General features: G+C 66.0%; 23 protein-coding genes. 10 read left to right on the top strand and 13 right to left on the bottom strand.

The genetic code is table 11. From position 1 onward, the window contains the following. The first annotated feature begins 11 nt into the window (after positions 1-11). Positions 12-1,517 (top strand): replicative DNA helicase, encoded by a 1,506-nt coding sequence (locus tag D6B98_RS17965; RefSeq protein ID WP_028136855.1) that lies wholly within the window; start codon positions 12-14, stop codon positions 1,515-1,517. A 51-nt stretch (positions 1,518-1,568) separates the two neighbouring features. Further along, a complete protein-coding gene (gene alr / locus D6B98_RS17960; protein WP_164718695.1) occupies positions 1,569-2,846 on the top strand; it encodes an alanine racemase in 1,278 nt (425 codons plus the stop codon). A gap of 135 nt (positions 2,847-2,981) precedes the next feature. Here the strand turns inward: alr and D6B98_RS17950 are convergent, their stop codons facing one another. Next, entirely contained in the window at positions 2,982-3,197 is a 216-nt protein-coding gene (locus D6B98_RS17950; RefSeq protein WP_126258263.1) for a cysteine rich repeat-containing protein, read from the bottom strand. A 40-nt stretch (positions 3,198-3,237) separates the two neighbouring features. On the opposite strand from D6B98_RS17950, the gene D6B98_RS17945 reads away from it, so the two are divergent. Continuing rightward, entirely contained in the window at positions 3,238-4,008 is a 771-nt protein-coding gene (locus tag D6B98_RS17945; protein WP_126258262.1) for an exodeoxyribonuclease III, read from the top strand. Between the two features lie 105 nt (positions 4,009-4,113). Here the strand turns inward: D6B98_RS17945 and D6B98_RS17940 are convergent, their stop codons facing one another. Continuing rightward, complete coding sequence (locus tag D6B98_RS17940) at positions 4,114-4,890, bottom strand: potassium channel family protein (protein ID WP_126258317.1); 777 nt, start codon at positions 4,888-4,890, stop codon at positions 4,114-4,116. Between the two features lie 388 nt (positions 4,891-5,278). Here D6B98_RS17940 and D6B98_RS17935 point away from each other — a divergent pair, with 388 nt between their 5' ends. Continuing rightward, positions 5,279-6,004 carry a sulfite exporter TauE/SafE family protein gene (locus D6B98_RS17935; RefSeq protein ID WP_126258261.1) on the top strand — a complete coding sequence of 242 codons (726 nt, stop codon included), beginning with the start codon at positions 5,279-5,281 and terminating at the stop codon, positions 6,002-6,004. 10 nt (positions 6,005-6,014) lie between these two features. Here D6B98_RS17935 and D6B98_RS17930 read toward each other — a convergent pair whose 3' ends face one another. Both D6B98_RS17930 and D6B98_RS17925 read right to left on the bottom strand, forming a co-directional pair. Next, a complete protein-coding gene (locus D6B98_RS17930; protein WP_205680493.1) occupies positions 6,015-8,063 on the bottom strand; it encodes a putative bifunctional diguanylate cyclase/phosphodiesterase in 2,049 nt (682 codons plus the stop codon). Between the two features lie 17 nt (positions 8,064-8,080). Further along, positions 8,081-9,229, bottom strand: a complete 1,149-nt coding sequence (locus tag D6B98_RS17925) for an ABC transporter substrate-binding protein (protein WP_126258259.1) — start codon at positions 9,227-9,229, stop codon at positions 8,081-8,083. A 191-nt stretch (positions 9,230-9,420) separates the two neighbouring features. On the opposite strand from D6B98_RS17925, the gene radA reads away from it, so the two are divergent. From radA to D6B98_RS17900, 5 genes are all read left to right on the top strand, one after another. After that, positions 9,421-10,866, top strand: coding sequence for a DNA repair protein RadA (radA, locus tag D6B98_RS17920; RefSeq protein WP_126258258.1), 1,446 nt, complete (start codon positions 9,421-9,423; stop codon positions 10,864-10,866). Between the two features lie 167 nt (positions 10,867-11,033). Further along, positions 11,034-11,663, top strand: coding sequence for a CvpA family protein (locus D6B98_RS17915; RefSeq protein WP_126258257.1), 630 nt, complete (start codon positions 11,034-11,036; stop codon positions 11,661-11,663). A 27-nt stretch (positions 11,664-11,690) separates the two neighbouring features. Further along, on the top strand, positions 11,691-13,214 hold the full coding sequence (gene purF, locus D6B98_RS17910; protein ID WP_126258256.1) for an amidophosphoribosyltransferase: 1,524 nt from the start codon (positions 11,691-11,693) through the stop codon (positions 13,212-13,214). Positions 13,215-13,356: 142 nt separating this feature from the next. Continuing rightward, on the top strand, positions 13,357-14,097 hold the full coding sequence (locus tag D6B98_RS17905) for an SDR family NAD(P)-dependent oxidoreductase (protein ID WP_126258255.1): 741 nt from the start codon (positions 13,357-13,359) through the stop codon (positions 14,095-14,097). 290 nt (positions 14,098-14,387) lie between these two features. Further along, a complete protein-coding gene (locus D6B98_RS17900; RefSeq protein ID WP_126258254.1) occupies positions 14,388-15,614 on the top strand; it encodes an ABC transporter substrate-binding protein in 1,227 nt (408 codons plus the stop codon). 120 nt (positions 15,615-15,734) lie between these two features. Here the strand turns inward: D6B98_RS17900 and D6B98_RS17895 are convergent, their stop codons facing one another. The 8 genes from D6B98_RS17895 to D6B98_RS17860 all read right to left on the bottom strand — a co-directional run bounded on the left by D6B98_RS17895 (position 15,735) and on the right by D6B98_RS17860 (position 24,753). Continuing rightward, the gene (locus D6B98_RS17895; protein WP_126258253.1) at positions 15,735-16,988 is read right to left on the bottom strand and encodes a TCR/Tet family MFS transporter; all 1,254 of its coding nucleotides are present in this window, start codon (positions 16,986-16,988) and stop codon (positions 15,735-15,737) included. Next, on the bottom strand, positions 16,985-18,367 hold the full coding sequence (gene der, locus D6B98_RS17890; RefSeq protein WP_126258252.1) for a ribosome biogenesis GTPase Der: 1,383 nt from the start codon (positions 18,365-18,367) through the stop codon (positions 16,985-16,987). Before der ends, D6B98_RS17895 begins: the two co-directional genes overlap by 4 nt. A gap of 48 nt (positions 18,368-18,415) precedes the next feature. Continuing rightward, a complete protein-coding gene (locus D6B98_RS17885) occupies positions 18,416-18,967 on the bottom strand; it encodes a hypothetical protein (protein WP_126258251.1) in 552 nt (183 codons plus the stop codon). Positions 18,968-19,014: 47 nt separating this feature from the next. After that, a complete protein-coding gene (locus D6B98_RS17880; protein WP_126258250.1) occupies positions 19,015-19,668 on the bottom strand; it encodes a tetratricopeptide repeat protein in 654 nt (217 codons plus the stop codon). A gap of 166 nt (positions 19,669-19,834) precedes the next feature. Then, positions 19,835-21,427 carry a class I adenylate-forming enzyme family protein gene (locus D6B98_RS17875; protein WP_126258249.1) on the bottom strand — a complete coding sequence of 531 codons (1,593 nt, stop codon included), beginning with the start codon at positions 21,425-21,427 and terminating at the stop codon, positions 19,835-19,837. 77 nt (positions 21,428-21,504) lie between these two features. After that, positions 21,505-22,089, bottom strand: coding sequence for an NnrU family protein (locus tag D6B98_RS17870; RefSeq protein ID WP_126258248.1), 585 nt, complete (start codon positions 22,087-22,089; stop codon positions 21,505-21,507). Between the two features lie 226 nt (positions 22,090-22,315). After that, positions 22,316-22,891, bottom strand: a complete 576-nt coding sequence (locus tag D6B98_RS17865; RefSeq protein WP_126258247.1) for a UCP034077 family protein — start codon at positions 22,889-22,891, stop codon at positions 22,316-22,318. Positions 22,892-23,130: 239 nt separating this feature from the next. After that, complete coding sequence (locus D6B98_RS17860) at positions 23,131-24,753, bottom strand: peptide chain release factor 3 (protein ID WP_126258246.1); 1,623 nt, start codon at positions 24,751-24,753, stop codon at positions 23,131-23,133. A gap of 171 nt (positions 24,754-24,924) precedes the next feature. On the opposite strand from D6B98_RS17860, the gene sugE reads away from it, so the two are divergent. Next, positions 24,925-25,239 carry a quaternary ammonium compound efflux SMR transporter SugE gene (gene sugE, locus D6B98_RS17855; protein ID WP_126258245.1) on the top strand — a complete coding sequence of 105 codons (315 nt, stop codon included), beginning with the start codon at positions 24,925-24,927 and terminating at the stop codon, positions 25,237-25,239. Here sugE and D6B98_RS17850 read toward each other — a convergent pair. Then, on the bottom strand, positions 25,232-26,239 hold the full coding sequence (locus tag D6B98_RS17850) for an inorganic phosphate transporter (RefSeq protein ID WP_126258244.1): 1,008 nt from the start codon (positions 26,237-26,239) through the stop codon (positions 25,232-25,234). The genes sugE and D6B98_RS17850 overlap by 8 nt on opposite strands. Between the last annotated feature and the right edge of the window lie 3 nt (positions 26,240-26,242).

Here is a 26,242-nt window from a genome sequence, read left to right as displayed (position 1 = left end):
CACGTCCGACCATGGCCCTGACTGATTCGAACGTTCTCAAACTCGCGCCCGATGCCGGAACTCCCGCCTATCGGAGCGCGCCGCATAATATCGAGGCGGAACAGAGCCTTCTGGGCGCGATCCTGGTCAACAACGATGCCTTCTACCGCGTCTCCGACTTCCTGGAGGCGAAGCATTTCTTCGAGCCGCTGCACCAGACCATCTTCGAGACCGCCGGCAGCCTGATCCGGATGGGCAAGATCGCGACGCCCGTCACGCTGAAGACGTTCCTGCCCGCCGACACCGATGTCGGCGGCATGACCATCGGGCAATATCTTGCGCGGCTTGCCGCCGAAGCGACCACCATCATCAACGCCCAGGATTACGGCCGCACCGTCTACGACCTGTCGCTCCGGCGCGACCTGATCGGCATCGGCGAAGACATGGTCAACGTCGCCTATGACGCGCCGGTCGACTTCCAGCCGCGGGCGCAGATCGAGGACGCCGAGCGCAAGCTTTACGAACTCGCCGAATCCGGCCGCTATGACGGCGGCTTTCAGAAATTCTCGCAGGCGCTGACGGTCGCGGTCGATCTCGCGGCCAAGGCATTCCAGCGCGACGGCAAGCTGTCGGGCATCTCCACGGGCCTGCGCGACCTCGACACCAAGATGGGCGGCCTGCAGCACTCCGACCTCATCATCGTGGCGGGGCGTCCCGGCATGGGCAAGACGTCGCTGGCCACCAACATCGCCTACAACGTCGCCAAGGCCTATGTGCCGGAGCTTCAGGCCGACGGCACCATGAAGGCCGCCAACGGCGGCGTGATCGGCTTCTTCTCCTGCGAAATGTCGGCCGACCAGCTCGCCACGCGTATCGTCGCCGAGCGCACCGGCATCCCCTCTTCCCACATCCGCCGCGGCGGCATCACGGAAGCCGATTTCGAGAAGATCCGCCAGGTCTCGATCGAGCTGCAGTCGCTGCCCTTCTATGTCGACGCCACCGGCGGCCTGTCGATCGCGCAGCTGATGGCGCGCGCGCGCCGGCTGAAGCGCCAGAAGGGCCTCGATCTGCTCGTGATCGACTACATCCAGCTGCTCTCGGGTTCAGGCAAGCGAAGCGATAATCGCGTGCAGGAAATCACGGAGATCACGACCAGCCTGAAGGCGCTGGCCAAGGAGCTCAACGTCCCCGTCATCGCGCTGTCGCAGCTCTCGCGTCAGGTCGAATCGCGCGACGACAAGCGGCCGCAGCTGTCGGACCTGCGTGAATCCGGTTCGATCGAGCAGGACGCCGACGTCGTGCTGTTCGTGTTCCGCGAGGAATATTACCTTGCCATGAAGGAGCCCCGCCCCGGCACCGAGGAACACGCCAAATGGCAGGCCGACATGGAGCGCACGGTCGGCCGCGCCGAAGTCATCATCGGCAAGCAGCGTCACGGTCCGACCGGCACGGTCGAGCTGCACTTCGACGCCTCGGTCACCCGCTTCGGCGACCTCGCGCATGACGGTCAATTGCCCGACCGCAGCAGCGACTACTAGGTTCCTTGGGTTGAACCGCGCGGGTCTCTTGCGTAAAACGGCACCATGACAATGGCGTCCGACCCGAAAACCCATCCGCAATCCGGCCTTCTCTCTGCCGAGGCCAACCAGGCTGCCGCGCTCGCCGCCTATGGCGGCGTCTTGACCGTCGATCTCGACGCCGTCATTGCCAACTGGCGCAAGCTCGAGAAGACGGCGGTGCCGGCCGAATGCTCGGCGGTGATCAAGGCCGACGCCTATGGCTGCGGCGCCGAGCAGGTCGCGCGTGCCCTGAACAAGGCCGGCTGCAAGACCTTCTTCGTCGCCACCATCGAGGAAGCGCGCAAGGTGCGCGCGGCCGTTCCCGAGCCCACCATCTACGTGCTCGGCGGCTATTTCCAGAACACCGGCGAGCACTACGCCAAGATCAATTGCCGCCCGGTGATCGGTGATCTCAACGAGCTCGCCGAATGGGACGTGTTCTGCCGCCGCACCGGCTGGAACGGAGGGGCTGCAATCCACATCGACACCGGCATGAACCGGCTCGGCCTGACGCTGTCCGAAGCGCAGGCCATCATCCCCCGCATCAACGCCGGCGATCACGGCATCACGCTGGTGATGAGCCATCTGGTCTCGGCCGAGCAGCTCAACAGCCCGGTGAATGCCAGGCAGCTCGCCGCCTTCCGCAGCATCGCCAGCGAATTCGCCGGCGTGCCGGCCGCGCTCGCCAATTCCTCCGGTATCTTCCTGGGCGCGCCCTTCCAGTTCGACCTGGTGCGGCCGGGGGCTGCCCTCTACGGCGTCAACCCGACGCCGGAGGCCGACAATCCGATGCAGCAGGTGGTCGACCTCAAGGCGCGCATCGTGCAGACCCGCACCATCGAGCGCGGCGAGAGCGTCGGCTATGGCGGCACCTGGACCGCGCGGCGGCCGACCAAGCTCGCGATCATCGCAGTCGGTTATGCCGACGGCTATTTCCGCGCCGCCAGCTCCAATGACGGCACCCGCGGCGCTGAGGTCATCGTCGCCGGCAAGCGCTGCCCGGTCGCGGGACGCATCTCCATGGATCTCATCGCGATCGACATCACCGATCTGCCGCCGAACGCGGCGCGGCGGGGCCATATGGTGACGCTGCTCGGCGAGGGCATCACCGTCGACGAGCTCGCGCATCATTTCGGCACCATCGGCTATGAGGTGCTGACCAGCCTCGGCCACCGCTATGCCCGCATCTACAAGGGCGGCAATGTCGAGGAGCCGCTGGTGAAGCCGGAGCCCGCGTCGAACGCCGGGCAGCCGCCTACCCCGCCGCCGATCGAGCAGCCGCCGGCGTTGCCGCCGCTGCCGAGTTAGGCGACGCTCTCGTGCCCCGGACGCAGTGCAGCGCTCCTTCAGCGATGCGCTGCAGAGCCGGGGCCCATCTCTCAACAGTGTACCGTATCGCCCTCAGGGTCCCGGCTCGCGCTCCGCGCGTCCGGGACACGAGGATTATTTCTTCTTTCTGCTGTCCAGCGCCGTCTTGCAGGTGGCGCTGAGCTGGTCGCGCTTGGCGTTGAGACAGGCGACGATGCCGCTGCCCGGCGCGATGCCGGCGCAGAATTTGTCGTAGTCCGCCTTGCACGCGCCGCGCGTTTCGGCTGACTGTGCCGCGACCCCGGAGAACGCGACGACGAAGGCGATGGCGGCAAAGCTCAACTTGGACATTGTGTCTCCGGGTACGGAAGGCAGGAGCCGGTAGCTCTACATGAAGATCGCGACATTCAACATCAACAACGTCAACCGCCGCCTGCCCAACCTGTTGGCATGGCTGCGCGCGGCAAAGCCCGATGTCGTCGCGCTTCAGGAATTGAAGGCAAGTGATGGCGAATTTCCGGCGGCCGCGATCGAAAAAGCCGGGTACGGCGCGGTGTGGCGCGGACAAAAAACCTGGAACGGGGTCGCCATCCTCGCCCGCGGCACTGGTCCCATTCTCACCCGCGACCGCCTGCCGGGAAAGCCCGGGGATCACGAAGCCCGCTACATCGAAGCCGCCGTGCGCGGCATCATCGTCACCAGCATCTATCTGCCCAACGGCAATCCGCAGCCGGGACCGAAATTCGACTACAAGCTCGACTGGTTCGCGCGGCTGAGGCGTCACGCCAACACTTTCATCAAGCAGGATCTGCCCGTCGTGCTCGCCGGCGACTACAACGTCGCGCCGACCGAGATCGACATCTATCCGACGCGCTCATGGGACAAGGATGCGCTGGTCCAGCCCAAGAGCCGCGCGGCCTTTGCGTCGCTGGTCGAACAAGGCTGGTGCGACGCGGTGCGCGAGCTGCACCCGGGCCAGCGCATCTACACGTTCTGGGACTACAAGCGGAACCGCTGGCCGCGCGATGCGGGCCTGCGGCTCGATCATCTCCTGCTCAGCCCTGCCCTGGCTTCACGGTTGGCGAAGGCTGGTGTCGACAAGAAGATCCGCGGCGAGGAAGGTGCCAGCGATCACGCACCGGCATGGGTGGTGCTGCGGTGACCTTCACCGCAAGTTCCTTCCGTCGATGACGTCTACAGGCACCGCATCCCGATCGAAAGCGTCGAGCAAGCGCGCATTGGCGGCGTCGCCAGCAGCGAGAGCTGTTCAGACTGCCCCTTCATCCGGAATGTTGAGAAGAGTTCCACAGGCCTTGCAATGCACCGCATCGGCGTCATGCCTCTGGAGCCCGCAAGCCGGACACGGAAATCGCACCTTGTTGGGACTGAGGAGCGCGCGGGCGAGATTGAAGAACAGCGTTACGCCGAAAATCATGATCACGACGGTTATCAAACGACCGACCGTGCCCGACAGGGTAATGTCGCCAAAGCCGGTCGTCGTCAGTGCCGTGACGGTGAAATACAGGGCGTCGGCATAGTTCCGGATCTCGTCGTTGCGAAATTTCTGAGTCTCGTAAACGATCCCGGTCATGACGAATATGAAGACTGCCAGGTTCGTAACGGCGAAGATGACGTCTTCGTTGCGACGAAAGAACGGAGAATCGATGCGCAACCTCACCAGCATCTGGTAGTCACGAAGCAGCCCCAAGGTTCGCAGGATCCGGAGAAAACCGCCCGCCTCGCCGGCAAGCGGCGCCAGGAAGGATACGATCGCAACCATGTCGGCCCACGTTGCGATTTCAGCGAATTTTCGAAACGGATGCCGATCGACGAGGAGCCGAGCCGAGAAGTCGGCAAGTAGCATGACGCCGAACAGGACATCGAGCGTTTCAATGATCTCACTGGGCTGCAGGAATGAGGTTGCGATGATGAACAGCACCGTCACGATGTCGAAGACGAGCAGGGCATAGCGGAAGCGAACGCCGCTCGACGTTGCACCCTCGTAAAGGCGGCGGACGTTGCATCTGAGAGACGTGAGGGTCACGGCATCATGATCGCGGTTTGCATGGATGATGGCAACTCGCACAGCGCGCCGCAAGATCAGACCGAAATTCAGCCACTCCATCGCCGAAGAGACCCAAATTGATCTCGGGCACCTTCGTCTGGAATCTCGCGCCCTTTCCGGAGAGGATGACCCGTGAATGGCGACGGAGCTCATCAGCCTCACCGGCAACACCTTTGTCGGCGGCGTTTGCGGCCATGCTCCGTGACGGCGTGTCGCCGCAACGCGCAATTGTCGCTGCGGAGCCGCTTGCATCGAACGCCTCGGAGCCGGAGCTCACACCGGCATGCGCAGCACAGGTTCCCTCGCCCGGCGCGGATCGCCGGTATCGCTGCCAGGGGCTAAACTCTCCCGATTCGTGGAGACCGTGTTGGCCTTTCTCTTCGTCCTCAGCGTCGGGCTCGTCGCCGGCACCATCTCAGGCATCGTCGGCACCGGCTCGTCGATCATGCTGATGCCGGTGCTGGTCTATGCCTATGGGCCGAAGGAGGCGGTGCCGATCATGGCGGTGGCGTCCGTGATGGCGAACTTCTCGCGCATCCTGGCCTGGTGGCGCGAAGTCGATTGGCGGGCTTGCGCGGCCTATTCGGCCACGGGCATTCCGGCCGCCGTGCTCGGCGCGCGGACCTTGTTGGCGCTGCCCGCACATGCCGTGGACCTGGCCATCGGCGTCTTCCTGATCGCGATGGTGCCGGTCCGGCACTTCCTGGCGCGGCACGATTTGAAGGCCAATCTCTGGCATCTGGCGATCGGCGGCGCGGTCATCGGCTATCTCACCGGCATCGTGGTCTCGACCGGCCCGCTCAGCGTGCCGCTGTTCCTGTTCTACGGCCTGTCCAAAGGCGCCTTCCTCGCCACCGAAGCCGCCTCCTCGCTCGGTCTCTATTTCGCGAAGTCGGTGACCTTCGAACGTTTCGGCGCGCTGACCGGCGAGGTCTTCATGAAGGGCCTGATCGCGGGCGCCTCGCTGATGTCGGGCGCCTTCATCGCCAAGCGCTTCGTGCTGCACCTGAGGCCGGACATGTTCCGCCTGCTGATGGACGCGATCATGATCGCGGCCGGGCTCTCCATGCTGTGGAACGCGACGCAGACGTAGCGACCCGCGCTCAGGCGAATTCGGGCGCGATCGAGGGGCTGTCGGCGAGGATTCGGCTCTCGGCCGCCGGCTGCGTCTTTAGCCATCGCAGCACGGCGTCGAGCGGTTGCGGCCGCTGATACAAATAGCCCTGCCCGAACCTCACCCCCATCTCGCGCATGGCCTCGGCCTGTTCGGCGCGCTCGATGCCCTCGGCGACCAGCGTGAGTCCCAGGGTGCCGGCGAGCGATGCGATCACGCCGACGATGGCCTTGTCTTCGGCGCTATCGGGAATCTCGCTGATGAACGCCTTGTCGATCTTGACCTTGTCGAGCGGGAAGCGCCTGAGATGCGCGAGCGAGCTGTAGCCGGTGCCGAAATCGTCGAGCGCGATCGTGGCACCCAAGCGGCGCAGCCGATGCAGCGTCTCGGCGGCGCTGGCGATGTTGTTGATCAGCGAGCCCTCGGTGATCTCGAGCTCCAGCAGCGAGGCGGCAACATCGAAGCGTGCACATGTCGCGCGCAGCGCGGCGGCGAGCGAATGGTCGGCGAGCTCGGACGGCGGCAGATTGATCGCGATCCGGATCTGCGGCCGGCCGGCGGCGGCCAGGCGTTGCAGCGCCCAGCAGGCGTCGGTCAGCACGTAGCGGGTCAGCCGCCCATTGTTGCCGCTGCGCTCGATCAGCGGCAGGAATTCGGCCGGACCGATCACGCCATGGTCGGGATGACGCCAGCGGATCAGGGCTTCCAGGCCGACGACCTCGTGGCTTTCGAGGTCGACCTGGCTCTGGTACCAGACCTCGAACTGTCCCTCGGCAAAGCCGGCGGGAATGGCGAGCTCGAGATCCCTGCGGCGGCGGTAGTCGCGCTGAAGCGCTTCATCCAGCACGGCGACCGTGCCCGGCGCCTTGCTCTTGGCATGATAGAGCGCGATGTCGGCCAGCGTCGGCAGATGCGACAGCTCCGGATCGTCGGCGTGGCGCACGGCAAGGCCGATGCTGGCGCGCGGCACCACCTGCTTGTCGTGGAGCCGGATCGGCTCGGAAATGGCGGCCAGCACCTGCTGTGCGAATGCGTGCGCCGAGGCCTCGTTGCTCACCTCGGGGCGGATGACGACGAATTCGTCGCCGCCGAGCCGGGCGACCCAATCCTGCGCTTCGACCGCGCTCCGAAGACGCTGGGAAATCTGAACCAGGAGCTTGTCACCGGCCTCATGGCCGAAGGTGTCGTTGATGCCCTTGAAGTCGTCGAGATCGATGAAGCAGAACGCGACCAGCGCGTCCGCTCTGCCGCGATGGCGGCTCGCGACGGCCAGACGCTCGGTCAGGGAGCGCCGGTTGGGCAGCCCGGTGAGCGGATCGTGCGCGGCCATGTGTCCGAGCCGGTCGAGCGCGCCTGACGTGGTATGCTGCATGGCGTTGAAGGCGCGCGCGAGCTGACCGAATTCGTTCGAGGATGTGACGTCCGCCGGATAGGCCCGGCCATCCTGCTTGCTGCGCTGGATCGCCGACATCATGGCGGCCAGCGGCCTGCCGATGAAGATGTTGGCGGAGATCCGCATGGCGATCAGCGTCGCAAAGGTCGCGAGCAAGCCGACGACCAGCAGCAGCACCAGCCGGCTGCCTGCGTCCGCGTAGAGCGCCGCATTGGAATAGGCGATCGCGATGCGACCGGCCTCAACGGCCATGTTGCCGTTGCTGTAGTGGATCGGACGCGAGACCTCCGCGACCGCCCGGCCCTCGGGGCGCGCCGCCACGCGGGCAATCGCCGCGCCCGTATCGTCATAGACGGCCGCCGCCGCGATGGTCTCGTCGTGCATGATCTCGTTGAGCACGCCAGTGACCTGATCGTAGCGCATCTTCCAGAGCGGCTCGGCGATCAGCTCGGCCCGGCTCTCGGCGACGCGGGCCATGCGGGCGTCGAGCTGCCTGATCTGCGACCAGAAGCTCGAAGCCTCGACGCCGGCGGAAGCGAGCAATTGCACCAGCAGCAGAACGGGCACGGTGGCCCAGATCATGGCGCGAACGACCGACCGCAAGCGCGGCGGCGCGGCCGGCTCGTTGCTTTCAACGTCGCCCATCACTTCATCCTTGCGCATCAGTCGGCGGCGCCTTCGGGAAGCGGCAGGGACGAAATCAGCGCATCGAGGGAGAAGTCGTAATGACCGCAGCGTCCCGCCTTCGCCCGGAACCGCGCGAAGTCGATCCGGTCGAACGCACGCGTCTTGATGAGGTCACCGACCGAGCCGAGATTCTGCCGGGTGATCGCGGAGGTCTTGACCTCGACCCGGGGCGAGACCGACGCGAAATCGCAGCCATCGGCATAATCGCGCAGCAGGACGATCGACCAGCCGCCGAGCAGGAAATGCCCGCCGTCGGTCAGCAGCAGGCGGCCTGCCCTGATCTCGCGCAGCGCATCCTCCGACCAGTTGAGGCCGACCAGCTGGATGTCGCGGCCGGGCACGAGGCCGGCGGCGACCACCGCGCGCAGCGCGCCGAGCGCCATCGGATCGTTTCCGGCCCAGATGCCGGCGGGGCGGATCTCCTTGCGCGAGGCCCAGCCCAGATAGTTCGTGGTGACCCGCTCGGCCTCCGACTGCGTCCAGTTGGCGAACAGCAGCCGGTCCACCACGACGTCAGGGGCGGCATCCACCGCCAGCTTGAGACCGGCGTTGCGCGCGATCGAAGCGGGCGTGATCTCGTCGCCGCCGATGCCGAGAATATGGATCCTGCCGTCCGCGCTCTGCCATTTCTCGGCACGCGCCGCCGCGATCAGGGCGTTGGCCATCCGCGCGCCCGCGGTCTGAAGATCGGTCGTGATGTCGCCGAGCCAGGTCTTGAGCTTCTGCCGCGGCGGTCCAAGACGCGCCGCATCCTCGCCGATCAGCGTGTTCGAGAGCAGCAGGGTCTTGACGCCCGCAGCCTCGGCCGCCTCCAGGATCGGAACGGCGGCGGATTCCTCGTTCGACAGGATGAGGAAATCGGGCTTGTCCTGACGTGCCAGCACGCCGAGGCCGAGCTCCTGCATAGTGCGATAATTGCGTTCGCTGGTCAGCACCTCGACCTGCGCGTCGAGCTTGCGGCCGGCGGCCTGCATGCTCTGCGCCACCATGTCCCAGAAGACCTCGCCGGTCTTGCCGGGATTGACGAAGACGATCTCGAGGGGTTTGGCAAAGCTGGGGCCGGCGGACGCGAAAACGCCGCAGGCCATGCCCGCAGCGAGCAATATTCGCAGGAATCTCGTCATGTCTCGTCGCCGCCCCCCGATGGTTCCGAGCGTGGACCCGCGTCCGCTAACACTTCGCAAAATCCACCCGGCCACGGCGGTACAGGGCTAATGAAAGGTATATCTGGCGTGCGCGCTGAGATCATCGAAGCGCGGCGATTGCCCCGCCATTCCGTGCTATCAGCAAGCCGAAACCTCGACTCACCCGACCCATGGCCAAGAACACGCTTTCCTTCGTCTGCCAGAACTGCGGCGCGGCCTATAACCGCTGGCAGGGCAAGTGCGAGTCCTGCGGCGAATGGAATACGCTCGCCGAGGAGGACACCAGCGGCAGCGTGCCGGTCTCGATCCGCTCCAGGCGCAAGGGCCGGACGTTCGCGCTGGAGAGCCTTTCCGGCAAGAGCCCGGACGCGCCGCGCCTGTCCTCAGGGATGACCGAGCTCGACCGCGTCACCGGCGGCGGCTTCGTCCGCGGCTCGGTGCTGCTGGTCGGCGGCGATCCCGGCATCGGCAAATCGACGCTGCTGACGCAGGCGACCAGCCTGCTGGCACGCGCCGGCCACCGCGTCGTCTACATCTCCGGCGAAGAGGCGGTCGCGCAGGTGCGCCTGCGCGCGGAACGGCTCGGGCTGTCGGACGCTCCGGTGCAGCTCGCCGCCGAGACCTCGGTCGAGGATATCGTCTCGACGCTGTCGGAGGGCGCGGTGCCCCGCCTGATCGTGATCGACTCGATCCAGACCATGTGGACCGACACGGTGGAATCGGCGCCCGGCACCGTGACCCAGGTGCGGGCCTCGGCGCAGGCGCTGATCCGTTTTGCCAAGAAAACCGGCGCCGCCATCATCCTGGTCGGCCATGTCACCAAGGATGGCCAGATCGCCGGTCCCCGCGTGGTCGAGCACATGGTCGATGCCGTGATGTCGTTCGAGGGCGAAGGCTCGCAGCAATTCCGCATCCTGCGCGCGGTGAAGAACCGCTTCGGCCCGACCGACGAGATCGGGGTGTTCGAAATGACGGGCCTCGGCCTGCGCGAGGTCACCAACCCCTCTGAGTTGTTCCTGTCCGAGCGCGATCTCGGCACGCCCGGCACCGCAGTCTTCGCGGGTATCGAGGGCACGCGGCCCGTTCTGGTCGAATTGCAGGCGCTGGTGGCGCCGACCTCGCTCGGCACGCCGCGGCGCGCGGTGGTCGGCTGGGATCCGAGCCGGCTCTCGATGGTGCTGGCGGTGCTGGAGGCGCATTGCGGGGTCAAGCTGTCCGGTCACGACGTCTATCTGAACGTCGCCGGCGGCCTGCGCATCCACGAGCCCGCAGCCGACCTCGCCGCCGCCGCGGCGCTGGTATCGTCCCTGGTTAATGCACAATTGCCCACCGATGCCGTTTATTTCGGCGAGATCTCGCTGTCCGGCGTGGTGCGTCCCGTGGCGCAGACCCCGGCCCGGCTGAAGGAGGCGGCAAAACTCGGCTTCCAGCGCGCCGTGCTGCCCGAATCGGCACGCGGCGAGAGCGGCGGCGATGCCGGATTGTCGCTGAACGCGGTCAACAGCCTGACGACATTGGTGGCCGAGATCGCCGCCCGCGGCTCTCGCCGGGGCGAATCGAACGCGCCGGCCGAGAAAAATGCCACACCGGCAAGATTCCGCCGTGGAGAGGGTTAGGTGGAGGTGACGCCGGAGGCGCCCGCCGCTATACAGCCGTCACAAAAGCAGCATGGGATTGCGTGGTTGCGGCCTTGCCGGGAACGCCGTCTGCCCCTCTTTTAAGGCAGCGGCCAAACACCGATTCGCTAGAGCACCTTTGAAGTACGAGCGGACCAGACCAGCCGATGCCAGTTACCATCCTCGACCTGATCCTGCTCGGTGTGATGCTGATCTCGGGCCTGCTCGCCATGGTCCGCGGCTTCATGCGCGAAATCCTGTCGATCGCGGCCTGGGGCGCGGCGGCGATCGTGACGCTCTATTCGTTCTCGAAGCTGCTGCCGACCGCCAAGACCTATTTCAACAACGACACGGTGGCGAGCGTCGTCGTGGTCGCGGGCGTGTTCATCGGCACCCTGGTCGTGGTCTCCGTGATTACGGTCCGGATCTCCGATATGATCCTGGATTCGCGCATCGGCGCGCTGGACCGCACCCTCGGCTTCCTGTTCGGGCTGGCTCGCGGGCTTTTGATCGTCGTGGTCGCCTTCCTGTTCTTCACCTGGCTGGTGCCGGACAAGCAGCGCCCGGACTGGGTCACGGGGGCGAAATCCCGCGTGGTGCTGCAGGGAACCGGGGATTGGCTGATGGCCCTCTTGCCCGACGACCCCGAGAACACCATCTTGAAGAGATTCAAGAAAAACAAACCAGATGATGATCAAGCTGATGCCGAGCAGCCGCCTTCGGGCAGTGGCGACGGATACAGTAAACCTGCTCGTGACAGTTTGAAGAAACTGATCGAGAAACCTGCGGCGCGTTGATTGCCCTTAAAGAGAGGCGCGGACGAGATGCGACACCCTGACCAGGACGCCCAATTCGATCTCGATCCAAACGCCGGCCCGGGCCCGGCCGCGCTAGAGGTTCAGGACGATCTGGAGGGAGATACGCTGCGCGAGGAATGCGGCGTCTTCGGCATCTACGGCCACCCCGACGCCGCCGCCATCACCGCGCTCGGCCTGCATGCGCTTCAACACCGCGGCCAGGAGGCCGCCGGCATCGTCTCCTACGATGGCGGGCGTTTTCACAGTGAGCGCCGGCTTGGCCTCGTCGGCGACACCTTCTCCCGCCGCGAGGTGATCGACCGCCTGCCCGGCAACATGGCGGTCGGCCATGTCCGCTATTCCACCACCGGCGCCACCATCCTGCGCAACGTGCAGCCGCTGTTCGCCGAGCTCAATGCCGGCGGCCTTGCGGTCGCCCACAACGGCAACCTCACCAACGGCCTGACGCTGCGCCGCGAGCTCGTCAAGAGCGGCGCGATGATGCAGTCGACCACCGACACCGAGGTGATCCTGCACCTGGTCGCGCGCTCCCGGCGCAGCCGCTTCATCGAGCGCTATATCGACGCGCTGCGCGAGATCGAGGGCGCCTATGCGCTGGTCTCGCTCACCAACAAGAAGCTGGTCGGCGCGCGCGATCCGCGCGGCATCCGCCCGCTGGTGCTCGGCGAGCTCGACGGCTGCCCGATCCTGACCTCGGAGACCTGCGCGCTCGACATCATCGGCGCGCGCTTCATTCGCGACATCGAGCCGGGCGAGGTCATCGTGTTCGACGAGAACGGCCAGGACATCCACAAGCCGTTCCCGCCGATGGCGCCGCGCCCCTGCATCTTCGAGTACATCTACTTCTCCCGTCCGGATTCCATCGTCCACGGCCGCTCGGTCTACGAGGTCCGCAAGGCCTTCGGTGCCCAGCTCGCGCGCGAGAGCCACGTGCCGATCGATGTCGTCGTGCCGGTGCCGGATTCCGGCGTGCCCGCCGCGGTCGGTTACAGCCAGCATTCCGGCGTGCCGTTCGAGCTCGGCATCATCCGCAACCATTATGTCGGCCGCACCTTCATCCAGCCGACCCAGGCGATCCGCGAATCCGGCGTGCGCATGAAGCATTCGGCCAACCGCGCCGCGATCGAAGGCAAGCGCATCATCCTGATCGACGACTCGCTGGTGCGCGGCACCACCTCGAAGAAGATCGTGCGCATGATGCGCGATGCCGGCGCCAAGGAAGTGCACTTCCGCCTCGCCTCGCCCCCGATCCTGTATCCCGATTATTACGGCATCGACCTGCCCGACCGCGGCGGTCTTCTGGCGGCGACGCATTCGCTGGAGGAGATGCGCGAGATCATCGGCGCGGACTCGCTCGCGTTCCTGTCGATCGACGGCATGTACCGTGCCATGGGCGAGCCCGGCCGCGACCCCGCCAATCCGAAATTCTCGGATCATTGCTTTACCGGCGCCTATCCGACCCACCTCACCGACCAGACCCAGACCGAGCAGCAGCCGCGGCAATTGTCGCTGCTGGCGGAGGCGAGCTGACGAAGGGGGCGTCCCGGGGAGCTCGTCAGAGGCTGCCTTTTTCGTCATGGCCGGGCTTGTCCCGGCCATCCTCGTCTGTAATACCCGCCGCAAAGAACGTGGATGCCCGGGACGAGCCCGGGCATGACGGAAGTATTCGACGATGACACAACCCCTCGCCAACCGCATCGCTCTCGTCACCGGCGCCTCGCGCGGCATCGGCTATGCCACGGCCATCGCTCTGGCCAAGGCCGGCGCGCATATCGTTGCCGCCGCACGCACGCAGGGCGGGCTGGAAGAGCTCGACGACGAGATCCGTAAACTCGGCGGCAGCGCCACCCTGGTGCCGCTCAACCTCACCGATTCCGACGGGATCGCGCGCCTCGGCGCCGGCTTGCACGAGCGCTACGGCAAGCTAGACATCCTCGTCGGCAATGCCGGCGTGCTCGGCCCCTCCTCGCCGATCGGCCATATCGAGCTGAAGACCTTCAACGACGTGATGGCCGTCAACGTCTCCGCCAATTTCCAGCTGATCCGCTGCATGGAGCCGCTGCTGAGGCAGTCCGATGCCGGCCGCGCCGTGTTCATCACCTCGGGCGCCGCCAACAAGGCGACCGCCTATGTCAGCCCCTATGCCGCCTCCAAGGCCGCGCTGGAAACATTGGCGCGCGCCTGGGCGCAGGAGACCGCGAACACCAAGCTGCGCGTCAACCTGTTCAACCCCGGCCCGGTCCGCACCCGCATGCGCGCCACCCTGATGCCGGGCGAGGATCCGGCGACGCTCGACACGCCTGAGCAGGTCGCCGAATTCATCGTGCCGATGTGCGCGCCTGACTGGACCGAGACCGGCAAGTTTTACGACTACAAGACCCGCACGCTGATGAGCTTCCGCGCGCCCGCCTGAATCAATTCGATTGCTCCCCGCAAAGCGCTGATCGAGACGAGGGGTAATGCCTATACCGCCGGAGCCGATGCCGGAAAGCGCGTCCAGGAATTCAAGCCGACATCGAACGCGCTGGAATAGCGTCTCAACGCATTTTGATCAAAAGTTAACCGCCGGATGACGCTACGACGCAGCAGCATCAGGCTTTAGATGCATTGCCGCGGGACGTGGGACAGGCTACAGCCATCAGCCGGAACGAAGGCTCCGTCCAAGAGAGCCGTCCGCATATTTGACAATGGAGGAAACCTTTTATGACGACAACGTTCGCCCGCCGCTCCGCGGCCCTTCTGGCCTGTGCCGCCTTCGGTTTTGCAACATCCGCTTTCGCGCAGGACAAGACCGTCAAGATCGGCGTGCTCAACGACATGTCGAGCCTCTATGCCGACATCGGCGGCCCGAACTCGGTCGCGGCGGTGAAGATGGCGGTCGAGGATTCCGGCCTGAAGGCCAAGGGCTGGACCATTGAGGTCCTCTCCGGCGATCACCAGAACAAGCCCGACATCGGCGTCAACATCGCCCGGCAGTGGATCGATGCCGACAAGGTCGATGCCATCGCCGACACGCCGAGCTCGGGCGTTGCGCTCGCGGTGAGCAACCTCGTCAAGGAAAAGAACTCGGTGCTGCTCAACTCGGGTGCGGCCACCGCCGATCTTACCGGCAAGGCCTGCACGCCCAACACCGTTTCCTTCACCTACGACACCTACATGCTCGCCAACGGCACCGGCAAGGCGCTGACCAAGGCGGGCGGCGACAGCTGGTTCTTCCTCACCGCCGATTATGCCTTCGGCCATGCGCTGGAGCGCGACACCGGCGCGGTCGTCACCGCCACCGGCGGCAAGGTGCTCGGCGGCGTCAAGCACCCGCTGAACACGGCGGACTTCTCCTCGTTCCTGCTCCAGGCGCAGTCCTCCAAGGCCAAGATCATCGGCCTCGCCAACGCGGGTGGCGACACCACCAACGCGATCAAGCAGGCCGCCGAGTTCGGCATCGTCCAGGGCGGTCAGAAGCTCGCCGCGCTGCTGCTGTTCATCAACGACGTGCACTCGCTCGGCCTGAAGACCGCGCAGGGCCTGACCTTCACCGAGTCCTTCTATTGGGATCTCAACGACCAGACCCGCGAATGGTCGAAGCGGTTCCAGAAGGTCTCGCCCAAGGGCTCGATGCCCTCGATGACGGTCGCGGGCCTCTACGCCGAGATCCTGCATTATTTGAAGGCGATGGAAGCGCTCGGCAGCAATCCGCATGACGGCGCCAAGGTCGTCGCCAAGATGAAGGAGCTGCCGACCGACGATCCGCTGTTCGGCAAGGGCCCGCTGCGCCAGGACGGACGCCGCCTCATCCCGGCCTATCTGTTCGAGGTGAAGAAGCCCGAGGAGTCGAAGGGAGCGTGGGACTATTACAAGCTGGTTGCCACCATCGCGCCCGAAGACGCGGCCAAGCCGCTCAAGGACAGCGATTGTCCGCTGGTGAAGAAGTAACCGTGTAGCTGCCGTGCAAGGTCTTGACGGCGTCATGCCCGGGCTTGTCCCGGGCATCCACGTTTCAGACCAGAGAGAAAGCACGTGGATGGCCGGGACAAGCCCGGCCATGACGGACAATCAGGCTGTCTTCGTTCCCGCCAGCGTCCGCACGGCGATCGCCACGCACAGCACCATCAGCATTGCCGCAAGCAGGAACGGCGCGCCGGGTAGATGCAGGGGCGCGCTCGCACCGATGAAATAGGAAAAGGTCAGCGTGAACAGGAACGGGCCGACGAGCTGCGAGACGCTCTGCACGCTCGCGGTCGCACCCTGAAGCTGGCCCTGCTGATCGGACGCCACGAGCCGCGTCATCAGGGATTGCGAGGCGGCACCCGAGATGCCCCACAGCGCCAGAATGGGAATCCCGAGCCAGGACAGCGGCCCGGTCGGCGCCGCGCCCAGGACCGCGAAGCCGAGCGCGCCACAGCACAGGCCGAGCAGCAGCGCGTTCCGCTCGCCCAGCACACGCACGATCGGGCCGATCGCGAGCCCCTGCACCACCATGGCGCAGATGCCGACCATCGCCAGCGTCAATCCCACGGTCTTGGAATCCCAGCCGTAGCGATAGGTCGCATAGAGCACGAAGGTCGAGGGCAGCACGACATGCGCGACCTGCGCGATGAAATTCACGACCGACAAGGCGGCCAACACCGCATTGGATCGCAACAGATGCAGTGCCCCGACCGGACTGGCACTCCTCCAGCGGAACGGCGCGCGCTTGTCGGGCGCCAGCGATTCCGGCAGGACGAACAGCCCATAGAGCGCATTGGCGAAGCTCAGGGCCGCCGAGGCCCAGAACGGCAGGCGCGGATCGATGTCGCCGAGCAGGCCGCCGAGCGCCGGCCCCAAGATGAAGCCGGCCCCGAAGGCAGCGCCGATCCGGCCGAACACCGCCGCGCGCCGCTCCGGCGGCGTGATGTCCGCGATATAGGCGAAGGCCGTCGAGATGCTGGCCGACGTGATGCCGGAGACGACGCGGCCGATGAACAGCCAGAGCAGAGACGGGGCCAGTGCCATCAACACGTAGTCGGCGGCGAGGCCGAAATTCGACAGCAGCACCACCGGCCGCCGCCCGAAACGATCCGACAGCGCGCCGAGCAGCGGCGAGAACACGAATTGCATCAAGGCCCAGGCGGTGCCGAACAGGCCGAAGATGCGGGCCGCGTGCGCGGTGTCGTTGTCGACGAAGCTCTCGATCAGCTTCGGCAGGATCGGCATGATCACGCCGAGCGCGAGCATGTCGAGCAGGATGGTGACGAAGATGAAAGCGACCGCGCCGCCCCTCGCCGGCACGGCGCCTTGCGCCGTCGCCTCTCCGGCACCGTCGCTCACGACGGGCGCTTGCGCTTGTGCGCGAACGGATTGGCCTTTTCGCGCAGGGTGATGCGCACCGGCGTGCCCGGCAGATCGAAGGTCTCGCGCATGGAATTGGTGAGGTAGCGCAAATAGGATTGCGGCACCGCGTCGGCGCGCGAGCAGAACAGCACGAAGCTCGGCGGGCGCGCCTTGTTCTGCGTGATGTAGTTCAGCTTCAGCCTGCGGCCCGACACGGCCGGCGGCGGATTGGCCTGGACCGCCTGCTCGAACCAGCGATTGAGCGCCGAGGTCGGCACGCGCCTGTTCCAGACCGCATAGGCGTCCTGAATGGCCTGCATCAAGCGGTCGATGCCTTCCCCCATCAGGCCCGACACGGCGACAACAGGCACGCCCTTGACCTGCGGCAGCCAGTGATCGGCATCACGGCGCAGACCCGAGATCGCGCCGCCGCCCTTGGTCTCCATCAGGTCCCATTTGTTGACGGCGAGCACGATGGCGCGGCCCTCGCGCTCGATCAGATCGGCGATACGCAGGTCCTGCTCCTCGAAGCGGTTTTGCGTATCCATCATCAGCACGACGACTTCGGCGAAGCGCACCGCGCGCAGTGCGTCGGCGACCGAGAGCTTTTCCAGCTTCTCCTCGATGCGCGAACGCCGGCGCAGGCCGGCGGTGTCGAAGACGCGGAAATCGCGGCCCTTCCAGTTGATCTCGACCGCGATGGAATCGCGCGTGGTGCCGGCCTCCGGGCTCGTCAGCAGCCGCTCCTCGCCGAGCAGATGGTTGATCAGCGTCGACTTGCCGGCATTGGGCCGGCCGACGATGGCGACCCGGATCGGGCGGGTCGCGGCCTCTTCCTCGGAGAGCGGCGCGTCGTCCTCGATCTCGTCTTCGTCGACGGGCTCCGGCATCAACTTGGCGAGCGCGTCGTAGAGCTCGCCCATGCCCTCGCCGTGCTCGGCCGAGATCTGAATGGGATCGCCAAGGCCGAGCGCGAAGGCTTCCATCGCGCCGGCATCGCCGTGCTTGCCCTCGCTCTTGTTGGCGATCAGCAGCACCGGCTTGTTGGCCTTGCGGGCGAAATCGGCGAAGGCGCGATCGGTGGGCGTGAGGCCGATGCGGGCATCGACGACGAAGAACAGCGCGTCGGCTTGCGCGATCGCCGCCTCGGTCTGCTCCTGCATGCGCGCGGTCAGCGAGCCCTTGGCGCCCTCGTCGAGGCCGGCGGTGTCGATAATGGTGAAGTGGAGATCGCCAAGCCTGGCCTCGCCCTCGCGGCGGTCGCGGGTGACGCCCGGCAGATCATCGACGAGCGCGAGCTTCTGTCCCACCAGGCGGTTGAACAGCGTCGATTTGCCGACATTGGGCCGGCCGATGATGGCGATCGTGAAGGACATCGGTCATTCGTGCGCTGCCGGGGCTGCGCGTGTCAATGAAATGAATGATCAGCGCGAGAAGCTGCCGCTCGGCAGCGGCGCCGGGAAACCGCCCTGCGATTGCTGCTGCGTGGTCTGGGTCGGTTGCGCCTGCTGGACCGGCTGATCCGGCGGCGGCGCGGTGGTGCGCTTGCGGACGATCTTGTGCTTGGGCGGCGGAGCGGCCGTGGGCGGCGCCGCCTCCGGCTGGGCCTCGCCGTCGACCTCGCCGGCAGGCGCTTCAGCCGGCCCAACCGCTGCGGCCGCCGGTTGCCTCGTCTGCTTCGCCTTGGCGCCCTTCGCCGGCTTGGCCGACCCGGGCGGCGGCTCCGCAGGCAAGGCCGCCACGGCGGGCGCGTTCGGATCGGGCTGCTGCTGCGCGCCCTTGTACAAATCCTTCGGCACGCCCTGCTCGAGGCCCGGCACACCTTCCGGGAAGACCGGCTTGCGGTCGCCGGGCAGCTTCTTCTTGGTGTCGAGGAAGTCGAGCAAGTCGCTTGGATCGAAGCTGGAGCAGCCGCCCAGGACGCCGGTGAAGGCGATCAGGACGGCGGCTGCGATCAAGCGTGGCGTACGGCGCATCTTGTGTCTCGTTTACGTCAGAGGGCCCGTCAGTTGTCAGCTCTTGGTCAGCTTTTGGCGACGGGCGGCAACAGGGCCTGGAGCGCCTCGGCGCGCGAGCGCAGGCCGGGTGGGGTTTCACCGTCCTCGGCAATCGCGTCGAGCCATTTGCGGGCTGCGGTCATGTCGTTGTTGCGCCAAGCCGACAGCGCCAGCATCTCGCGGGCGCTGTGGCGGAAGGTCGCCTTGGGAGCAGCGGACGGCTCCAGCCGCTGCAGCATGTCGGCATAGCTGGCGCTGTCGAGCACCAGGCCGGCGGCGCGGATCTTCGCCAGATCCTGCCACTCACCGCCGACGCTGCGGTCGGCAGCAAGATCGTCATACATCTTCGCGGCGGCCTTGGGATCGCGCGCGGCAGCCTCGGCGGCGGCGCGCAGCCGTGCCAGGGTGCGATAGCCCGACGGCGCCTTGGCGGCGAGCTCGGTGAAGGCGGCCTCAGCCTCGGCGTGCTTGTCCTGCTCGGACAGCTCGACGGCCTTCTCGAAGGCGCCGCCGGCCTCAGCGGCCTTCTTGGCCTCCAGGTACCTATAACCCTGCCAGCCGGCGGCCGCGGCCACGACCAGCACCATCAGGGCGATGAAGTAGATCGAATACTTGTCCCACAGTCTCTTGAACTGTTCGCGACGTACTTCCTCGTCGACTTCGTCAAATAATTCAGACACTTATGCTAATCCCATGCCCATCCGGGTGCGCGCGCCGAAGCGTCCGCGTCAGGAATCCCGTCCCCCGTGTGGCGGCGAGGTACCCTAACGATATGGCGGTGGCAAGGCAAAGCGAGCCCGATCAAGGCGTTAACCACCCGGGACAGTCCGGATGCCTAGGCCCGACTCAAGCTCCGAGCAGCTCCCGCAGCTGCCGCTTCAATACCTTGCCGTTGGCGTTGCGCGGCAACGGGTCGGCCGTGATCGCCATGGTCTCGGGAACCTTGTAGTCGGACAGTCGCTCCGCGCACCAGGCCCGCAAGTCGCCGGCCGCCACCGGCACCCGCGTCACCACCACGGCATGGACGCGCTCGCCCAGCACCGGGCAGGCCCTGGCGACGATCGCGCTCTCGACCACTGCGGGATGGCCGGCCAGCACGGATTCGACCTCGGCCGAATAGATCTTCAGGCCGCCACGATTGATCATGTCCTTCTGCCGATCGAACACGCGGACGAACCCGTCTGCGTCGATCGAACCGAGATCGCCGGAATGCCAGAATCCGCCCGTGAAGCTCTCGGCGGTCGCCTTCGGATTGTTCCAGTAGCCCTTGATGACGGAGGTGCTCTGGATCCAGAGCTCGCCGATCTCGCCGCGCGGCAGTTCGCGCCCATCCGGATCCATCGCCGCGATTCGTGCGCCGGGGCACGGCAGGCCGACGCTGTCGATATGGCTCTCGGTCAGTTCGCCCGGCATGATCGTCGAAGGTGACGTCGTCTCGGTCGCGCCGTAGCAATTCATCAGCTTCAGGCCCGGAATCTTCGCCTTGAGCTTCTCGATGGTCGCGACCGGCATCGGCGCGCCGCCAAAACCGCCGATGCGCCAGCTCGACAGGTCGTAGCCGTCGAAATCGGGCTGCAGCAGGCAGAGATTATACATCGCCGGCACCATCACCGTGTAGGTGACGCGCTCGCGCGCGGCGAGCTTGAGGTAATCGGCGGCTTTGAACTCGGGCATGATGATCAGCGCGCCGCCGCAGCGGATCATGGTGGTGATGTTGGCGACGACGCCGGTGACGTGGCCGAGCGGCACCGCGGCGATCGAGCGGTCCGCTTGCGTCAATTGCAGGCAGGACACGAACACCATCGAGGAATGCACGATGTTGCAATGGGCCAGCATCGCACCCTTTGGCTTGCCGGTCGTGCCCGAGGTGTAGAGGATCATCGCCGTGTCCTCTTCACTCACCTCGACCGGCGCCGATGCCGGCGCGTTGTCGGCGAGCAAGGCGAAACGCGATCGGGCCGGCTCCTCGTCGATGGCGATACGGTGGATCAGATCGGGCACATCCTGCGCGTCGGGCAGCCGTTCGGCGAGCGAGGCTTCGTGGATCAGGATCTTCGCGCCGCAATCGGCGAGCACATAGGCAATCTCCGGCTTCTGCTGGCGCGTACTGAGCAGCACCGTCACCAGCCCCTCATGCGCGGCGGCAAACAGCAGCAGCGGAAATTCGATGCGGTTGCCGAGCAGGATCGCGACGCGGTCGCCGCGCTGCAAGCCCAGCTTGCGAAAACCCGCCGCGATCCGCGTCGCCTGCTCGACGGCCTGGCGCCAGCTCAGCCGGACATTGCCTGCGATCAAAGCCTCGCCATTGGCATTGCGGGCGCAGGCATCCGCGATCATCGCCCACAGGCTCGCCGGCCGGTCGCAGAAGGCCGGCACCAGCCGATCGCCAAACCGCGCCTCGAGCCGCATCGGCGGGATCTGAGATTGCGACCAATCCATCGGAACGTCCTCGGCTTGTTGCTTTTGTCACGTTCCGCGCACGGCTGCGCGGAATGGTCTTGCGCTGAGCGGCTGCGCTACACCCCCACGACCGGCACGCCGATCACCACCGGATGGAACGCGAACGCCAGGGCCAGATAGGCGACGAGGCCGACCCCGACCGCGATCAGATCGTTGGTGACGCCGCCGACCGGAATTGGCGGGCCGCCGGCGTCGGTGCGATGCTTCAGCGAAATGCGGTCATAGACAGCCCAGCCCAGGAACGAGCCGAACAGGATGATGGAGCCGAGATCGCCGTTGGCCAAAAGATGCGCCGCAGCCCACAGCTTGAGACCGGCCAGCATCGGATGCTTCAGCGTCGCGTAGATGCGACCGCGCAGATAAGAGGCGACCACCAGGATCACCGCGGGCAGCATCAGCGCGACCGCGATGTGCTTCATCGCCTTCGGCGGATACCAGACGTCGATCCAGCCGGAGCTGCGGTAATGGCCAAAGCCCCAGACGATCAGCACGAGCCCCGCGAGCGAGACCAGCGTGTAGAGGATCTTGTAGGTCCCCTCGCCCAGCCGCGCGATTGCCTGCGCACGCGCCTTACGTTTCGTCGTGAAAACATGGGTGGCGAAGAACAGCACCAGCCCCAGGATCATGACCAGCAGACCCATGACATCCTCCCCTTTTGGCCACAGCCCCCGCCTCTGAGGTATCATCGATTGGCTCGCGGTCGCAACTCTTCCTCCTCATGGTGAGGAGGCGCGTCAGCGCCGTCTCGAACCATGCAGTCCCGGCTGTTGCGACAGCGGGGCCTTTCATCCTTCGAGACGCGCGCGGTGCGCGCTCCCAGCGACAACGGCTTCGCCGTTGCGCAAGGGATGAGGAGACAGAGCGGTGCTACTTCGCAAGCTCGCGATTGTCGACATAACGGATGGCGATCGGCCGGCCTGCCAGCGCGCCGCCGAGACCGCCGGTGAATTTCAGCGGCAGGCAGGCTTTCAGCGAGGAATTGACCGCGTTGAGATAGGTGGTTCGGGTCTCTGCGGGCACGCCGGGGGTTGCATATGTGAGGCGCGGCGGGCCGATCAGGCCTCCGGCCTTGTTGAAGCTGAAGCGCACCGACATCTGCATGCCCGCGCGCGCATTGTCCGATGGCGGCGACCAGCAACTGCGCAACGCGGCGAAGAGGTCGCCGATCGTGTCGAGATCATGATCGGGCTTCTGGTACTTGGCGCGGTCCGCTTCCGATGGAACGCTCTGGATGGTGAGCTGGAGGTTCTGGCCGTAGGGGTAGTCAATCTCGGGAATGCAGGGGCCCGGCTCGAGCGGGCTGCAATAGGACGGCGTGCAGGGCCGGTCGTCGAGCACGCTACACGGCTCATGCGCAAACGGAATCGGATTGATCTGGCGCGGCCGCGCGTCGGCGGCGGTCGATATCGACAGCAGGAGAAGTACGGGGATGCCGCGCCACATGCAGTTAACTCGCGGGATGACGTGGTGAACGTGGCATTGCCGCCGACAAGGTCAAGCCCGTTCCGCATTCACATGCTCGCGTTCAGGCACTCAGTCGTCGCCCGGCTTGACCGGGCGACCCAGTACGCCGTGACGGCAGTGATTGAATCGATGAGCGGCGGCGTACTGGATGCCCCGGTCAAGCCGGGGCATGACAGTGGAGTATGCGGGTGCTCTGCAGAGGACAGAACGGCCGCGCGCTACCCCTTCTTCTTGACGTCCTTGACGTTGGTGAACTCGATGCCCTCGGCGCGTTCCTTGGTGTAGCCGAGATAGAACTCGTTCCGGGCGAGATAGACGGGATCGCCGTCGACGTCGTCGGCGATGCTGGAGGTGTTGGCGGCAATGAAGGTGTCGAGCTTCTTGCGGTCCTCCGAGGAGACCCAACGCGCCAGCTGGAATTCGCTGACCTCGAACTCGACCGGCAATGAATATTCCGCCTCGAGCCGCGCCTTCAGCACGTCGAGCTGCAGCGCGCCGACGACGCCGACCAGCGCCGGCGCGCCGTCGCGCGGACGGAACACCTGCACCACGCCCTCTTCCGACATCTGCTGCAGCGCTTCCTTCAGCTTCTTCGCCTTCATCGCGTCGGTGAGCCGCACCCGACGGACGATTTCCGGCGCGAAGCTCGGCACGCCGACGAAGTTGAAATCCTCGCCCTCGGTCAGGGTGTCGCCGATGCGCAGCGTGCCGTGATTGGGAATGCCGACGACGTCGCCGGCGAAGGCTTCGTCCGCGACCGAGCGGTCCTGGGCGAAGAAGAATTGCGGGCTCGACAGCGGCATGCTCTTGCCGGTGCGCACCAGCTTGGCCTTCATGCCGCGGCTGAGCTTGCCCGAGCAGAGGCGCGCGAAGGCGATGCGATCGCGGTGGTTCGGATCCATGTTGGCCTGGATCTTGAACACGAAGGCGCTCATGCGCGGATCGGTGGCCTCGACCCTGCGCTGGTCGCTGTCCTGCGCGCGCGGCTCGGGCGCGAACTTGCCGAGACCTTCCAGAAGGTCGCCGACGCCGAAATTGCGCAATGCGCTGCCGAAATAGACCGGGGTCAGATGGCCTTCGCGGAACGCCTCGAGCTCGAACGGTTTCGAGGCCTCGGTGACGAGCTCGAGCTCGTCCTTCACCGCAGCCACGTCGAGATTGGCGTTGAGCTTGGCCAGTTCCTCGATCTCGATCTGCTGCGCCGCGCCGGTCTTGGCGCCGCCGCCTTCGAGCAGGCGCACGCCGCCATTGACGACGTCGTAGGTGCCGAGGAAGTCGCGGCCGCGGCCGACCGGCCAGGTCATCGGCGTGGTGTCGAGCGCCAGCGTCTTCTCGATCTCGTCGAGCAGCTCGAACACGTCGCGGCTCTCGCGGTCCATCTTGTTGATGAAGGTGATGATCGGGATGTCACGCAGGCGGCACACTTCGAACAGCTTGCGGGTGCGCGCCTCGATGCCCTTGGCGGCGTCGATCACCATGACGGCGGAATCGACCGCGGTGAGCGTGCGATAGGTGTCTTCCGAAAAGTCCTCGTGGCCCGGCGTGTCCAGCAGGTTGAAGACGAGGCCCTCGAACTCGAAGGTCATGACCGAGGTCACGACCGAGATGCCGCGCTCGCGCTCGATCTTCATCCAGTCCGAGCGCGTGTTGCGCCGCTCGCCCTTGGCCTTGACCTGACCGGCCAGGTTGATGGCGCCGCCGAACAGCAGCAGCTTCTCGGTCAGCGTGGTCTTGCCGGCGTCAGGATGCGAGATGATCGCAAAGGTGCGCCGCCGCGCGACTTCCGCGGCAAGCGGGGAACGGGCCGGCGATTCGGCATTGGTGGTGGCGATGTCGGACATGGCCGCAGCGTTTGGCAGGGAAAATGGGCCTGATCAAGCCTCAATTGGCGATTGCGGAGCCCTTCGGCCAGCCCCATATCGGCTTGACCATCGATCTTGGGGAAGGACGGCCTTCCCGCTCGTCAGCATATCAGCCCGCGGGGACGACCCTGCCTTGAATGGAGGGTCGCCATGGCCTGGAGCATCCTGTTCGTCGCCGGGCTTCTCGAGATCACCTGGGCAATCGGCCTGAAATACACCGAGGGCTTTAGCAGGCTTGTTCCGTCAATCGTCACGCTGGCGGCCATGGCCGGCAGCGTCATCCTGCTCGGCCTCGCGCTCAAGTCGCTGCCCGTCGGAACCGCCTATGCGGTGTGGACCGGGATCGGCGCGGTCGGCACCGCGACGCTGGGCATCGTCCTGTTCGGCGAGCCGGCCACGGCCCTGCGTCTTGCCAGCATCGGCCTGATCGTCGCCGGGATCGTCGGTCTGAAGCTCGTCACTTGACGAAGATCTGGACCGCCCACCACGTCAGCGCCGCGACGATGGCCGAGGCCGGAATCGTGATCACCCAAGCATAGACGATCGAGCTTGCCACGTTCCAGCGCACCGCCGAGACGCGGCGGGCCGCGCCGACGCCGACGATGGCGCCGGTGATGGTGTGCGTGGTCGAGACGGGAACGCCGAGGAAGGTCGCCATGAACAGGGTCGCCGCGCCTCCCGTCTCGGCGCAGAAGCCCTGCATCGGCGTCAATTTCGTGATGCGCAGGCCCATGGTGCGGACGATGCGCCAGCCGCCCATCAAGGTGCCCAGCGCCATCGCCGCCTGGCAGGACAGCACCACCCAGAACGGCACGGAAAACTCGCTGCCGAGATGGCCCTGCGAATACAGCAGCACCGCGATGATGCCCATGGTCTTCTGCGCGTCGTTGCCGCCATGGCCGAGCGAATAGAGCGAGGCGGAGACGAATTGCAGAATGCGGAAGGCGCGATCGACCGCGAACGGCGTCGAGCGCACCGAGGCCCACGACACGATCGCCACCAGCATCATCGCGAGCAGGAAGCCGACCAGTGGCGACAGCACGATTGCCAGCACCGTCTTGGTCAATCCGCTCCATACCGCGGCCGAGATCCCGGCCTTGGCCATGCCGCCGCCGATGAGCCCACCGATCAGCGCGTGCGAGGACGAGGACGGGATGCCGAGCGCCCAGGTCACCAGGTTCCAGACGATGGCGCCGACCAGGGCGGCGAAGATCACCTGGGCGTCGACGATCGCGGGATCGATGATACCGGTGCCGATGGTCTGGGCGACGTGCAGGCCGAACACCATGAAGGCAATGAAATTGAAGAACGCGGCCCAGAACACCGCATATTGCGGCCGCAACACGCGGGTCGAGACGATGGTCGCGATCGAATTGGCGGCGTCGTGCAGGCCGTTCAGGAAGTCGAACAGCAGAGCGACGGCGATCAAGCCGACCAGGATGGGAAGACCCAACGCTGCATCCACGGC

The organism is Bradyrhizobium sp. LVM 105 (assembly GCF_003957705.1).
Taxonomy (GTDB): Bacteria; Pseudomonadota; Alphaproteobacteria; order Rhizobiales; family Xanthobacteraceae; genus Bradyrhizobium; species Bradyrhizobium frederickii.
This window is presented reverse-complemented; position numbering and strand designations above follow the sequence as displayed.

What these genes read in the sequence shown, in the direction of transcription:
- D6B98_RS17965 (WP_028136855.1), top strand. Translation starts at nt 12, where the DNA reads ATGGCCCTGACTGATTCGAACGTTCTCAAACTCGCGCCCGATGCCGGA.
- alr (WP_164718695.1), top strand. Translation starts at nt 1,569, where the DNA reads ATGGCGTCCGACCCGAAAACCCATCCGCAATCCGGCCTTCTCTCTGCC.
- D6B98_RS17950 (WP_126258263.1), bottom strand. Translation starts at nt 3,197, where the DNA reads ATGTCCAAGTTGAGCTTTGCCGCCATCGCCTTCGTCGTCGCGTTCTCC.
- D6B98_RS17945 (WP_126258262.1), top strand. Translation starts at nt 3,238, where the DNA reads ATGAAGATCGCGACATTCAACATCAACAACGTCAACCGCCGCCTGCCC.
- D6B98_RS17930 (WP_205680493.1), bottom strand. Translation starts at nt 8,063, where the DNA reads ATGGGCGACGTTGAAAGCAACGAGCCGGCCGCGCCGCCGCGCTTGCGG.
- D6B98_RS17925 (WP_126258259.1), bottom strand. Translation starts at nt 9,229, where the DNA reads ATGACGAGATTCCTGCGAATATTGCTCGCTGCGGGCATGGCCTGCGGC.
- radA (WP_126258258.1), top strand. Translation starts at nt 9,421, where the DNA reads ATGGCCAAGAACACGCTTTCCTTCGTCTGCCAGAACTGCGGCGCGGCC.
- D6B98_RS17915 (WP_126258257.1), top strand. Translation starts at nt 11,034, where the DNA reads ATGCCAGTTACCATCCTCGACCTGATCCTGCTCGGTGTGATGCTGATC.
- purF (WP_126258256.1), top strand. Translation starts at nt 11,691, where the DNA reads ATGCGACACCCTGACCAGGACGCCCAATTCGATCTCGATCCAAACGCC.
- D6B98_RS17905 (WP_126258255.1), top strand. Translation starts at nt 13,357, where the DNA reads ATGACACAACCCCTCGCCAACCGCATCGCTCTCGTCACCGGCGCCTCG.
- D6B98_RS17900 (WP_126258254.1), top strand. Translation starts at nt 14,388, where the DNA reads ATGACGACAACGTTCGCCCGCCGCTCCGCGGCCCTTCTGGCCTGTGCC.
- der (WP_126258252.1), bottom strand. Translation starts at nt 18,367, where the DNA reads ATGTCCTTCACGATCGCCATCATCGGCCGGCCCAATGTCGGCAAATCG.
- D6B98_RS17885 (WP_126258251.1), bottom strand. Translation starts at nt 18,967, where the DNA reads ATGCGCCGTACGCCACGCTTGATCGCAGCCGCCGTCCTGATCGCCTTC.
- D6B98_RS17875 (WP_126258249.1), bottom strand. Translation starts at nt 21,427, where the DNA reads ATGGATTGGTCGCAATCTCAGATCCCGCCGATGCGGCTCGAGGCGCGG.
- D6B98_RS17870 (WP_126258248.1), bottom strand. Translation starts at nt 22,089, where the DNA reads ATGGGTCTGCTGGTCATGATCCTGGGGCTGGTGCTGTTCTTCGCCACC.
- D6B98_RS17865 (WP_126258247.1), bottom strand. Translation starts at nt 22,891, where the DNA reads ATGTGGCGCGGCATCCCCGTACTTCTCCTGCTGTCGATATCGACCGCC.
- D6B98_RS17860 (WP_126258246.1), bottom strand. Translation starts at nt 24,753, where the DNA reads ATGTCCGACATCGCCACCACCAATGCCGAATCGCCGGCCCGTTCCCCG.
- sugE (WP_126258245.1), top strand. Translation starts at nt 24,925, where the DNA reads ATGGCCTGGAGCATCCTGTTCGTCGCCGGGCTTCTCGAGATCACCTGG.